The following is an 11,726-nucleotide window of genomic DNA, read 5'->3' as shown; positions in this document are numbered from 1 at the left end:
CCTCGGCGTCGCCTCCGGCAACGGCAAGGGGCAGATCTTCGTCAAGGGCGAGGTCATCAAGACCGTCCCCGAGTCCAGGATCGTGGAGACCCTCATCGAGGAGGCCATGAAGATCGCCGAGCAGATGGAGGCCGACGGCGTCACCTCCGGCGAGCCCTCGGTCTCCGTCGCGGGCTGAGTCTCATCGGGCATAACCGCCCTCTCCTGCCGCGTCGCCCCGGGGGGCGGCGCGGCATATGCATGCCAGGTACAGTGCGGGGACCAGCAGATCTCAGGGTGAGGCCCCCGCACGTGTTGACGCAGACCACCTCCCGCGTGCTCGAACCGAGCGACCTGGACGCCGCGCTCGCCGTTCTCGACCGCGAGCCGGTCGCGAACGCCTTCGTGACCGCCCGGGTGCAGATCGCCGGCCTCGACCCGTGGCGGCTCGGCGGCGAGATGTGGGGCTGGTACGAGCACGGCATGCTGACCTCCCTCTGCTACGCGGGCGCCAACCTCGTCCCCATCTGCGCCACCCCGCGCGCCGTCCGCGCCTTCGCCGACCGCGCCCGGCGGGCCGGCCGCCGCTGCTCCTCGATCGTCGGCCCCGCCGACACGACCGCCCAGCTGTGGCGGCTCCTCGAACCGGGCTGGGGCCCGGCCCGCGAGGTCCGCGCCCGGCAGCCCCTCATGGTCACCGACCGCGTGCCCGCCGACATCGCCCCCGACCCCTACGTCCGCCGGGTCCGCAAGGACGAGATGGAGCGGATCATGCCGGCCTGCGTGGCGATGTTCACGGAGGAGGTCGGCATCTCCCCGATGGCCGGCGACGGCGGCCTGCTCTACCAGGCCCGGGTCGCCGAACTCGTCGGCTCCGGCCGGTCCTTCGCCCGCTTCGACACCGACGGCAGGGTCGTCTTCAAGGCCGAGATCGGCGCCGCCACCGACCGTGCCTGCCAGATCCAGGGCGTATGGGTGGCCCCCGAGTACCGGGGCAAGGGCCTGGCGGCACCGGGCATGGCAGCGGTCCTGCGCTACGCCCTGGCGGACGTCGCCCCGGTGGCCAGCCTGTACGTGAACGACTTCAACACGGCGGCACGAAGGACGTACCGGCGGGTGGGCTTCCAGGAGGCCGGCGCATTCATGAGCGTCCTGTTCTGAAACGCCCCGGGCACGCGGGGCCCGCACCGCCCACACCGCCCGCACCGCCACCAGACTCCACGGCGCGGGCACGGCGCGCTACAGCCCTCCGCCTCTGGCGTGTGACGTGGTCCACTACGGCCCGTCCGCCTCTGTCGTGCAACGTGACCCGCCACAGCCCGTCCGCCCCCGGCGTGCAACGTGACCCGCCACGGCCCCTCCGCCCCCGGCGTGCAACGTGACCAGCCACAGCCCCTCCGCCCCGGGCGTACATCCGGAACACCCCTGTAGGCTCCCGAACATGGACGTCGTGATCGGCCCACTGGACCTCGCCGCGCACGTGGACGAGGCCCTCGCGGTCCAAGCCGCCGCGTTCGGACTCGGCCCGGACGAGGTGGCCGTCCGCCGCCAGATCGTCCTGCGCCACATGACCCACCCCGGCGCGAGAGCTCTCGGCGCCACCGCCGGAGGCGCCCTCGTCGGCTTCGTCTACGGCATGCCCAACGACCGCGCCCACTGGTGGTCCACCGTCGTCGAGCCCTACCTCCGCGCCCGGGGCAACGACGCCTGGCTCGACGACTCCTTCGTCATCACCGAACTCCACGTCCACCCGGCCCACCAGAACCGCGGCACCGGCCGCTCCCTGATCACCACGATCACCGACAGCGCCGCCGAGCCCCGTTCGATCCTCTCCGCGATCGACACCGAGAGCCCCGCCCGCGGCCTCTACCGCTCCCTCGGCTACCAGGACCTCGCCCGCCAGGTCCTCTTCCCCAGCGCCCCCAAGCCGTACGCCGTGATGGGCGCCCCGCTGCCCCTGCGCCGGGCCTAGCCGGGCATAACCGATTTCCGCCGGGCTGGACCCCCCGGTTAACCTCCTGCTGTTACCCTCCCCCGCTCTCGGCGGCGCTCGAGCGGGGGGACCCCCAGCAGCAGGAGACACGAGAACCATGGCCAACGCACCGGTCCAGCGCATGTCGAAGTTGATGGCGAAGACGCTGCGCGACGACCCGGCGGACGCCGAGGTCCTCAGCCACAAGCTGCTGGTCCGCGCCGGGTACGTGCGCCGCACCGCAGCCGGCCTGTGGAGCTGGCTGCCCCTCGGCAAGAAGGTCCTCGGCAACGTCGAGCGCATCGTCCGCGAGGAGATGGACGCCATCGGCGCCCAGGAGGTCCAGCTCCCCGCCCTGCTGCCGCGCGAGCCGTACGAGGCCACCGGCCGCTGGGACGAGTACGGCCCCGAGCTGTTCCGCCTCCAGGACCGCAAGGGCGGCGACTACCTCCTCGGCCCCACCCACGAGGAGATCTTCACCCTGCTGGTGAAGGACCAGGCGTCCTCCTACAAGGACCTGCCGGTCATCCTCTACCAGATCCAGAACAAGTACCGCGACGAGGCCCGCCCCCGGGCCGGCATCCTGCGCGGCCGCGAGTTCCTGATGAAGGACTCCTACTCCTTCGACGTCGCCGACGAGGGCCTCGCCGAGTCCTACGCCCTGCACCGCGCCGCCTACCAGCGGATCTTCGAGCGCCTCGGCCTCGACTACCGCATCTGCGCCGCCACCGCCGGCGCGATGGGCGGCTCCAAGTCGGAGGAGTTCCTCGCCCCGGCCGGCGCCGGCGAGGACACCTTCGCCGACTGCCCGAACTGCGACTTCGCCGCCAACACCGAGGCGATCACCTACGCCCTCCAGCCCGTGGACGCGGCGGACGTGCCCGCCGCCGAGGACATCCCCACCCCCGACACCCCCACCATCGAGACCCTCGCCGCCTCCCTCGGCGTCGAGGCCTCCGCCACCCTGAAGAACCTCCTCGTCAAGGTGGACGGCGAGATCGTCGCCGTGGGCGTCCCCGGCGACCGCGAGGTCGACATGGACAAGGTCGAGGCGCACTTCGCCCCGGCCGCCGTCGAACTGGTCACCGCCGAGGACTTCGTGGGCCGCCCCGACCTGGTCCGCGGCTACGTCGGCCCGCAGGGCCTCGGCGAGAAGGTCAAGTACATCGCCGACCCCCGCGTGGCGCCGGGCACCGCCTGGATCACGGGCGCCAACAAGGAGCACACGCACGCCAAGAACGTCGTGGCCGGCCGCGACTTCGAGGTCGACGCGTACGTCGACGTCGTCGTGGTCCGCGAGGGCGACCCCTGCCCGAACTGCGGCACCGGCCTCAAGCTGGACCGCGCCATCGAGATCGGCCACATCTTCCAGCTGGGCCGCAAGTACACCGACGCCCTCAAGCTCGACGTCCTCGGCCAGAACGGCAAGCCGGCCCGCGTCACCATGGGCTCCTACGGCATCGGCGTCTCCCGCGCGGTGGCAGCCCTCGCCGAGCAGCACGCCGACGACAAGGGCCTCGTCTGGTCCAAGGAGGTCGCCCCGGCCGACGTCCACGTCGTCGCCGCCGGCAAGGCCCTGCAGACCGAGCTGGCCCTGGAGGTCTCCGACAAGCTGGCGGCCGCCGGCGTCCGCGTCCTGGTGGACGACCGCGCCGGCGTCTCCCCGGGCGTCAAGTTCACCGACGCCGAGCTGATCGGCGTCCCGCAGATCCTGGTCGCCGGCCGCCGCTCCGCCGAAGGCGTGGTCGAACTGAAGGACCGCCGCACCGGCGAGCGCGAGGAACTGACGGTCGAGGAAGCCATCACCCGCCTCACGGCCTGACCCCGAGCCCGCAGGAGGCGCCCAGGACCGACGGGCGCCCCTGTGGGCGGGGCACGACCACGGCATGACGGCCGCCCCCGTCGCGGGTTCGACCACCGCACGAGCGCGGTCTCCGCGGGCCGGTGGCGCATGCCGGTCGCCCGTGTCCATGCGGGGAGGGAGTGCGGGTACCGGCGTGGCAACTCCGTCCTCCGTGGACACCGTTGCCGCCCACGGACGCGGCGTCCCGCCCGACTCGCGGCGTCCACGGACGCGGCGCCCCGCCCGGCTTGCGACATTCCCGGCAGCCGACGCGGTGCCCCCCGACTGCCGGGGACGCCACAACACCGACGCCGGCCGGCGGCCGGCAGACGCCCCCGCGACACATACGGTGACGACCGGCGGCAGTGCGGCCCACCCGCCGCGCACGCCCCGGCGTCCTACAGCCAGCCCGCGAACTCCAGCAGCAGTTCCGCGTCCTGCTCCCGGCCCACCCGGCGGGCCCGGACGCCCGACTCGACGGCACGGAACAGCGTCCAGCCGCGCAGTCGTTCCTGGTCGACCTCCAGCGACTCCGCGAGCCGCTTGATCCGCCGCCGGGTCGTCGACGCCCCCGACGGCTGGGCGATGAGGTCCTCCACCCGGTCCCGCACCAGCCGGGCGAGGTCGAAGGCGCTCTCGCCGACCACCGGGTCGGGGCCCACGGCCAGCCACGGCATCCGGTCCCCGGCGAGCACCTTGCTCTGCCGGAACGTCCCGTGCAGCAGCCGCTCCTCGGGCGGGGAGGCCAGCAGTTCCGCGCGGGCCGCGAGCGCCGCGTCGACCAGCGGTGCCACCTCGGGGTCGGCCACCGCGCCCGCCCGCATGGCCTCGGCCTGCCGCCCGGTCCGCCCGGCCACGGTCTCGAAGGGGTGCCCGGCGGGCGGCTCCACCCACAGCCGCCGCAGCGTGCCCGCGGCCTCCAGCAACGCCTTCGCCTCCGGCAGCGACCGCACCGACACGTCCGGATGCAGCCGCTCCAGCAGCAGTACGCCCTCCGTGGTCTCCGCTTCGCGCAGCTGTACGGCGCCCAGCCCGCCCCAGTGGGCGAGTGCGGCCCGCTCACTCTCCGGGCGGGCGCGGCGCGGGGCCAGCTTCAGCACCGCGGGCGTCCCGTCGGCCGTCCGCACCAGCACCACCAGGCTGCTGCGCCCGCCGGGCACCTGTACCCGCTCCACGGTCAGCTCCCGCAGCGCCACAGCCCGTTCCGCCGCTCCGGGCAGGTCCTCCAGCCAGTCGTCACCGTCCGGTGCCGTCTCGCCGAGTGCCCTGACCAGACGCCGCGGCGGTTCGAAAGCCATGCGCGAGCCGTTCCCTTCCCGTACGGGCAGCCGTACGTGTTACGCGGTCGGTGCCGCCGGAGCGGAAGCCGTATCCGAAGCCCGGTCCGACGCCGCATCCGACGCCGTATCCGAAGCCCGGTCCGACGCCGCGTCCGAGGCGGCGTCCGGCCTCGACGGGCTGCCGGCCCGCTCGGCGAGCCCAGGGAAGGCTACGCTGCCGCCCCGCCAGCGCACCGCCCGGACCGCCGCCTCGCGCAGCGCCCCGGCCGCCGCGGCCCGCCGGTCGCCCTCGGCCGCCCGCACCAGGTCGGAGTAGACCCCGGCCACCCGGTCCTCCAGCTCGGCCGCCAGCCGCACCGCCGCCGCCGGGTCCGGCACGTCGAAGGGCAGCGCGTACCCGGCCGCCGCGGCGACCGGCCTGCCCCCGAGACCGCGCACCTCGCGCTCCAGCGTGTCCCGCCTCGCCCGGTGCGCGTCGTATGCCGTCCGCGCCTCGGTGTGCCGTTCCTCGTCGATCCGTGCGCCGACGACCCCGTAGGCGTACACGGCCGCGTGCTCCGCCGCCAGCGCCGCCTGGAGGGCGTCCAGCGCCCGGTCCTTCGCCTCGCTCACCGGTCACCCTCCGTCAGCAGATACACGTGTGCGGCGCCGGCCGCGGCCACCGAGGCCAGCAGACGCGCCAGTTCGCCCGGCACCCCCAGCAGCGCCTCGGCCCGCCGGTCGGCCAGCTCCCGCTCGGCGGTGGCGAGCAGGGCCAGGGCGTCCTTCTCGGACGCCGGCACGGTGCCGGGACCGTCCCCCGGACCCGCGGCCCGCGCGGACGCCGTGGGCGACGCCTCCGACGCCTCCGGTGAGGCCGTGCGTACGGCGCCGAACGCCTCCGCGTGCCGTACGGCCGCCGCGTGCAACGGCCGCAGCCGTTCCGCCAGCCCCGGATGGGCGGCCATCACCGCCGCGTACCGCCCGGCCAGCCCCTCGCTGTCCCGGGCCGCACGCGCGCGTGCCCGGTCGGCGGCCGGCGTACCGCCCTCCGTGCCGCCGGAGTCCGACCCGCCGGAACATCCGACGAGCAGGGCGGCCCCGGCGGCCGACGCGAGCAGGCTCCTTCTGCGCGGCCCCGAGGGCAGGCGCGGGGGTGAGACAAACGACACGGCAGACGTCCTCGACGGCTCGTACGGAAGCGACGGCAAAACGACGGGCGACGCGACGGGAACACGCGGTGCGGCCTGCCCGTGATCACGGTACCCGGGCCCCGTCCGGGCACCACTCATCGGCACCGCCGAGCCCGGGGTGGACGGCAACACCCCCTGGGACCGGATACCCTTTGACCAGACACGCGCACCGACCCACAACAGCACACGCGGCCGAGGAGTCACCCGGATGAGCACCACCCAGAGCGAGAGGCTGCGAGAGCTGCTGGAGCCGCTCGTCGCCTCCCAGGGACTGGACCTCGAAGAGATCGCGGTGGACTCGGTCGGCCGCAAGCGTGTGCTGCGTGTCGTCGTCGACTCCGACACCGGAGCGGACCTGGACCGGATCGCCGATGTGAGCCGCGCGCTCTCGGCGAAGCTCGACGAGACGGACGCGATGGGCGAGGGGGAGTACACCCTCGAGGTCGGCACCCCGGGCGCGGAGCGCTCCCTCACCGAGCACCGCCACTACGTGCGCGCCACGGACCGCCTCGTGCGGTTCCAGCTGCACGAGGGCGGCGAACTGGTCGCCCGCGTCCTCGGTGTGGACGACGACGGACTCGACCTCGAAGTACCCGGAGTGAAGGGCCGCAAGGCCACCACCCGCAGACTCGCCTTCGGCGACATCGACAAGGCCCGCGTCCAGGTCGAGTTCAGCCGCAAGGACACCAAGAACAGCAAGAACGACAACGACACAACGGAAGACGAGGAGGCGTAGCCGTGGACATCGACATGAGCGCCCTGCGGGGCCTGGTACGGGAGAAGGAGATCTCCTTCGACCTGCTGGTCGAAGCCATCGAGTCGGCTCTCCTCATCGCCTACCACCGCACCGAGGGAAGCCGCCGGCACGCGCGCGTGGAGCTCGACCGGGACACCGGACATGTGACCGTGTGGGCGAAGGAGGACCCCGCCGACCTCGAGGAGGGCCAGGCGGCCCGCGAGTTCGACGACACCCCGTCCGACTTCGGCCGTATCGCCGCCAGCACCGCCAAGCAGGTCATCCTGCAGCGGCTGCGCGACGCCGAGGACGACGCGACGCTCGGCGAGTACGCCGGCCGTGAGGGCGACATCGTCACCGGCGTGGTCCAGCAGGGCCGCGACCCGAAGAACGTGCTCGTCGACATCGGCAAGCTGGAGGCCATCCTGCCGGTGCAGGAGCAGGTTCCGGGCGAGACCTACCCACACGGCACGCGGCTGCGTTCGTACGTCGTCCGGGTGGCGAAGGGCGTGCGCGGTCCGTCCGTGACGCTGTCGCGCACCCACCCCAACCTGGTGAAGAAGCTCTTCGCCCTGGAGGTGCCCGAGATCGCCGACGGTTCCGTCGAGATCTCCGCGATCGCCCGCGAGGCCGGCCACCGCACCAAGATCGCCGTACGCTCCACCCGCTCCGGCCTGAACGCCAAGGGCGCCTGCATCGGCCCCATGGGCGGCCGGGTGCGCAATGTCATGGGCGAGCTGAACGGCGAGAAGATCGACATCGTCGACTGGTCGGACGACCCGGCCGAGATGGTGGCGAACGCGCTCTCCCCGGCCCGCGTCTCCAAGGTGGAGGTCGTGGACATGGCGGCCCGCTCCGCCCGCGTGATCGTGCCCGACTACCAGCTGTCGCTGGCGATCGGCAAGGAGGGCCAGAACGCCCGGCTCGCCGCCCGGCTGACCGGCTGGCGGATCGACATCCGGCCGGACACCGAGCAGCCGTCCGAGCAGTCGTCGGAGCGGTAGTCCGACCTGCCGCCGACGGGGCGCGGGGAATAGATCCAGGCCGCGCGGCGCTGAGATCACGACAGCTTTGCGTGTCACATGTGTTCGATTCTTGCCCCAAAGGGGTGAGGTCGGTCCGGGGAGGTAGACTTAAGAGTGTCTGGCCGGACACGTACCCGAGCATGCCCTGAGCGCACCTGCGTGGGGTGCCGGGAGCGAGCGGTCAAGAGCGAGCTGCTGCGCACCGTGGCGGTCGAGGGTCATTGCACCCCCGATCCACGCGGTACGCTGCCCGGCCGGGGTGCCTACGTGCATCCCGCACCGGTCTGTGTCGACCAGGCAGAGCGCCGCAAGGCGTTCCCGCGGGCGCTCCGCGTCCCGGGACCGCTCGACGTAAAGGCGTTGCGCCGCTACGTCGAGCAGGCACAGGGTTGCTGACAGCAGCATCCAGGCAACGTGCCAAGGAAGACGAGCCGCACGGAACCCCGTGCGGCCTGGTACCTCGCGAAGTGAAAGCAGGTCGAGATTGCGATGAGCACTCGATGAGTACGCGATGAGTACGCCCATGAACTAGCGACGGTCCGGACGCAACCCGGACCTCAGAGGAGCGAAGTGGCTAAGGTCCGGGTCTACGAACTCGCCAAGGAGTTCGGTGTCGAGAGCAAGGTCGTCATGGCCAAGCTCCAGGAACTCGGTGAATTCGTCCGTTCGGCGTCTTCGACGATCGAGGCGCCCGTAGTACGCAAGCTGACAGACGCCTTCCAGCAGGGCAGTGGCAACGGCCGGTCCGCCGGTCGCCCCGCGGCCCCGAAGAAGGCCGCCCCCAGGCCCGCCGCGCCGTCCCCGGCGCAGGCGGCACGTCCGGCTGCCCCGCGGCCGCCGGCCGCACCCAAGCCCGCGGCTGCCCAGCAGCCCGAGGCCCCGTCGGCTCCCGCGCCGGCGCCGTCCCAGGGCCAGCCCCAGGGCCAGCGTCCGACGCCGGGTCCGAAGCCCGCGCCGCGTCCGGCCCCGGCCGCCCCGGAGTTCACCGCTCCGCCGGCTGCTCCGGCTGCTCCGGCCGCCTCGACTCCGGCTCCGGCCGGACCGAAGCCCGGTGGCGCGCGTCCCGGTGCCCCCAAGCCCGGCGGCCGTCCGTCCGGCCCGGGTCAGGACCGGGGCCAGCAGGGCGGCCAGGGCCGTCCCGGCGGCCAGCGTCCCGGCGCTCCGGCGCAGCGTCCCGGCCGTCCCGGCGGCCCGCGTCCGGGTAACAACCCCTTCACCTCCGGCGGCAACGCCGGTATGGCGCGCCCGCAGGCGCCCCGTCCGCAGGGCGGCCCGCGCCCGGGTGGTCCCGGTGCCCCCGGCGCCGGCCCCCGTCCGCAGGCTCCCGGCGGCCAGGGCGGCGGCCCTCGTCCCCAGGCTCCGGGCGGCAACCGCCCGACCCCGGGCTCGATGCCGCGTCCGCAGGGCGGCCAGGGCGGTCCCCGTCCCGGCGGCGGTCCGCGTCCGAACCCCGGCATGATGCCGCAGCGTCCCGCTGCCGGCCCGCGTCCCGGCCCCGGTGGCGGCGGTCGTGGTCCCGGCGGTGCCGGTCGTCCCGGTGGTGGCGGTCGTCCCGGTGGCGGCGGCGGCTTCGCCGGTCGTCCCGCCGGTCCCGGTGGTGGCGGTCGTCCCGGTGGCGGCGGCGGTTTCGCCGGTCGTCCCGGTGGTGGCGGCGGCTTCGGCGGCGGCGGTGGCCGTCCCGGCTTCGGCGGTCGTCCCGGTGGTCCGGGTGGCCGTGGTGGCACGCAGGGCGCCTTCGGCCGTCCCGGCGGTCCCGCGCGTCGCGGTCGCAAGTCGAAGCGGCAGAGGCGCCAGGAGTACGAGGCCATGCAGGCCCCGTCGGTCGGCGGCGTGATGCTGCCTCGCGGCAACGGCGAAGCCATTCGCCTGTCGCGCGGTGCGTCGCTCACCGACTTCGCGGAGAAGATCAACGCCAACCCGGCGTCGCTCGTCGCGGTCATGATGAACCTCGGCGAGATGGTCACCGCGACCCAGTCCGTCTCCGACGAGACGCTCCAGCTCCTCGCCGGCGAGATGAACTACACGGTTCAGATCGTCAGCCCGGAGGAGGAGGACCGCGAGCTGCTCGAGTCCTTCGACCTGGAGTTCGGCGAGGACGAGGGCTCCGAGGAGGACCTGGTCGTCCGTCCGCCGGTCGTGACCGTCATGGGTCACGTCGACCACGGTAAGACCCGACTGCTCGACGCCATCCGCAAGACGAACGTCATCGCGGGCGAGGCCGGCGGCATCACCCAGCACATCGGTGCCTACCAGGTCGCGACCGAGGTCAACGAAGAGGATCGCAAGATCACCTTCATCGACACCCCGGGTCACGAGGCGTTCACCGCCATGCGTGCCCGTGGTGCGCGGTCGACCGACATCGCGATCCTGGTCGTCGCGGCCAACGACGGCGTCATGCCGCAGACGGTCGAGGCGCTCAACCACGCCAAGGCGGCCGAGGTCCCGATCGTCGTCGCGGTCAACAAGATCGACGTCGAGGGTGCCGACCCGACCAAGGTGCGCGGTCAGCTGACCGAGTACGGTCTGGTGGCCGAGGAGTACGGCGGCGACACCATGTTCGTCGACATCTCCGCCAAGCAGGGTCTGAACATCGACTCGCTGCTGGAGGCCGTGGTCCTCACCGCGGACGCCTCGCTCGACCTGCGGGCCAACCCGAACCAGGACGCGCAGGGCATCTCGATCGAGTCCCGTCTCGACCGCGGCCGCGGTGCCGTGGCGACGGTCCTCGTGCAGCGAGGCACCCTGCGGGTCGGCGACACGATGGTGGTGGGCGACGCCTACGGCCGCGTCCGCGCCATGCTCGACGACAACGGCAACAACGTCGCCGAGGCCGGTCCGTCGACGCCGGTCCAGGTCCTGGGCCTGACCAACGTCCCGGGTGCCGGTGACAACTTCATCGTGGTCGAGGAGGACCGTACGGCCCGCCAGATCGCGGAGAAGCGCGCCGCCCGCGAGCGGAACGCCGCGTTCGCCAAGCGCACGCGCCGCGTGTCGCTGGAGGACCTGGACAAGGTCCTCAAGGCCGGCGAGGTCCAGCAGCTGAACCTGATCATCAAGGGTGACGCTTCCGGTTCGGTCGAGGCCCTCGAGTCCTCGCTGCTCCAGCTGGACGTCGGCGAAGAGGTCGACATCCGTGTCCTGCACCGCGGCGTCGGTGCGGTCACGGAGTCCGACATCGACCTGGCGATGGGCTCCGACGCCATCGTGATCGGCTTCAACGTGCGCGCCGCCGGGCGTGCCGCGCAGATGGCCGAGCGCGAGGGTGTGGACGTCCGGTACTACTCGGTCATCTACCAGGCGATCGAGGAGATCGAGGCGGCCCTCAAGGGCATGCTCAAGCCGGAGTACGAAGAGGTCGAGCTCGGCACGGCGGAGATCCGCGAGGTCTTCCGCTCGTCCAAGCTGGGCAACATCGCGGGTGTCCTCATCCGCTCCGGCGAGGTCAAGCGCAACACCAAGGCGCGCCTCCTGCGCGATGGCAAGGTCATCGCGGAGAACCTCAACATCGAGGGTCTGCGTCGCTTCAAGGACGACGTCACCGAGATCCGCGAAGGCTTCGAGGGCGGTATCAACCTCGGAAACTTCAACGACATCAAGGTCGACGACGTCATCGCGACGTACGAGATGCGCGAGAAGCCGCGGGTGTAAGCACCCCGACTTCCGAGGCGGTCCGGTCCGGGGCCGGTCGGCGGAGAGCAATATCCGTCGATCGGCCCCGG

10 protein-coding genes and 1 pseudogene are annotated in these 11,726 nt (G+C 73.0%); 8 read left to right on the top strand and 3 right to left on the bottom strand.

Features of this window, described 5'->3' with window-relative positions:
* The 4 genes and pseudogenes from ACP4J0_RS31730 to ACP4J0_RS31715 all read left to right on the top strand — a co-directional run.
* Positions 1-178 (top strand): annotated as a pseudogene (locus ACP4J0_RS31730) (flavodoxin-dependent (E)-4-hydroxy-3-methylbut-2-enyl-diphosphate synthase); the annotation flags it as partial.
* 113 nt (positions 179-291) lie between these two features.
* Positions 292-1,140, top strand: a complete 849-nt coding sequence (locus ACP4J0_RS31725; protein WP_426602168.1) for a GNAT family N-acetyltransferase — start codon at positions 292-294, stop codon at positions 1,138-1,140.
* A 280-nt stretch (positions 1,141-1,420) separates the two neighbouring features.
* Positions 1,421-1,951 carry a GNAT family N-acetyltransferase gene (locus ACP4J0_RS31720; RefSeq protein ID WP_426525298.1) on the top strand — a complete coding sequence of 177 codons (531 nt, stop codon included), beginning with the start codon at positions 1,421-1,423 and terminating at the stop codon, positions 1,949-1,951.
* Between the two features lie 118 nt (positions 1,952-2,069).
* Complete coding sequence (locus ACP4J0_RS31715; RefSeq protein ID WP_426602167.1) at positions 2,070-3,773, top strand: proline--tRNA ligase; 1,704 nt, start codon at positions 2,070-2,072, stop codon at positions 3,771-3,773.
* 419 nt (positions 3,774-4,192) lie between these two features.
* Here ACP4J0_RS31715 and ACP4J0_RS31710 read toward each other — a convergent pair whose 3' ends face one another.
* The 3 genes from ACP4J0_RS31710 to ACP4J0_RS31700 are packed head-to-tail and all read right to left on the bottom strand — an operon-like array spanning position 4,193 to position 6,225.
* Complete coding sequence (locus ACP4J0_RS31710) at positions 4,193-5,092, bottom strand: aminoglycoside phosphotransferase family protein (protein ID WP_426602166.1); 900 nt, start codon at positions 5,090-5,092, stop codon at positions 4,193-4,195.
* A gap of 39 nt (positions 5,093-5,131) precedes the next feature.
* Positions 5,132-5,686, bottom strand: coding sequence for a ferritin-like domain-containing protein (locus tag ACP4J0_RS31705; RefSeq protein WP_426602165.1), 555 nt, complete (start codon positions 5,684-5,686; stop codon positions 5,132-5,134).
* Entirely contained in the window at positions 5,683-6,225 is a 543-nt protein-coding gene (locus tag ACP4J0_RS31700; protein WP_426602164.1) for a hypothetical protein, read from the bottom strand. The genes ACP4J0_RS31705 and ACP4J0_RS31700 overlap by 4 nt, the downstream gene beginning before the upstream one ends.
* Positions 6,226-6,454: 229 nt before the next feature.
* Between ACP4J0_RS31700 and rimP the strand changes: the two genes are divergently transcribed.
* The 4 genes from rimP to infB all read left to right on the top strand — a co-directional run bounded on the left by rimP (position 6,455) and on the right by infB (position 11,655).
* Positions 6,455-6,982 (top strand): ribosome maturation factor RimP, encoded by a 528-nt coding sequence (gene rimP / locus ACP4J0_RS31695; protein WP_426602163.1) that lies wholly within the window; start codon positions 6,455-6,457, stop codon positions 6,980-6,982.
* Between the two features lie 2 nt (positions 6,983-6,984).
* Positions 6,985-7,986 (top strand): transcription termination factor NusA, encoded by a 1,002-nt coding sequence (nusA, locus tag ACP4J0_RS31690; RefSeq protein WP_426602162.1) that lies wholly within the window; start codon positions 6,985-6,987, stop codon positions 7,984-7,986.
* A 135-nt stretch (positions 7,987-8,121) separates the two neighbouring features.
* Entirely contained in the window at positions 8,122-8,403 is a 282-nt protein-coding gene (locus ACP4J0_RS31685; RefSeq protein WP_426602161.1) for a YlxR family protein, read from the top strand.
* 174 nt (positions 8,404-8,577) lie between these two features.
* Entirely contained in the window at positions 8,578-11,655 is a 3,078-nt protein-coding gene (infB, locus tag ACP4J0_RS31680; RefSeq protein WP_426602160.1) for a translation initiation factor IF-2, read from the top strand.
* The last annotated feature ends 71 nt before the right edge of the window (positions 11,656-11,726 follow it).

It is taken from the genome of Streptomyces sp. WG7, from assembly GCF_049975785.1.
In the GTDB taxonomy this organism is placed as follows: Bacteria; Actinomycetota; Actinomycetes; order Streptomycetales; family Streptomycetaceae; genus Streptomyces.
The sequence above is the reverse complement of the archived record's forward strand: the minus strand, read 5'-3'. Positions and strand labels throughout refer to the sequence as shown.